1 protein-coding gene is annotated in these 515 nt (G+C 61.7%); it reads right to left on the minus strand.

Annotation, left to right across the window (positions count from 1 at the left end; genetic code table 11):
• Nucleotides 1–206 precede the first annotated feature (206 nt).
• A partial coding sequence (locus tag IFT71_RS21100) for an FxDxF family PEP-CTERM protein (RefSeq protein WP_192143477.1) occupies nucleotides 207–515 on the minus strand: 309 nt, incomplete at its 5' end.

Below are 515 nucleotides of genomic sequence, written 5' to 3' on the forward strand. Positions count from 1 at the left end.
GCCACTAGCCTTCTCACCTAACCGGCCGTTAGGACGCGGTCACCCCCGGGTCGTCGAAATGTCCGCGATTGGGCGGAAGCGGAATGGCCGCTTTGGGCCGATCTCAATCGGTAGCCCGAATGTCGCGACGTGGTGGAGAGCAGAAATGACAAAGCCGCCAGCCTTCGGCTGACGGCTTCGTCTCACCCTTTGAGATTCGCAACCCGTCAGGCGTAGGTCGTTGTCGTGGTGCGACGACGGTAGCGAACTGCTCCGCCGACCATGCCTAGGCCGACGAGCATCATTGCCCAAGTGGCGGGCTCGGGGACTGCGGATGTGGAAAAGCTACCGCTGTACGCGCCTAAGATAGTGCCCCTCTGGCGAGTGTTGGGATCGAGAGTGGTATAACTAAAGCTGAGCCGGTCCGCGTTGCGTGGATCTTTAAGTTCGTCCAGCCCCAGGCCTCCGCCATTCTCCGCGCGGAAGAACGCATTGATCGCTAGTGCCCCGAAAGCGCCTGCCCCTGTCGCGAACGG

It is taken from the genome of Sphingomonas sp. CFBP 13733, assembly GCF_014841795.1.
GTDB classification, from domain to species: domain Bacteria; phylum Pseudomonadota; class Alphaproteobacteria; order Sphingomonadales; family Sphingomonadaceae; genus Sphingomonas; species Sphingomonas aerolata.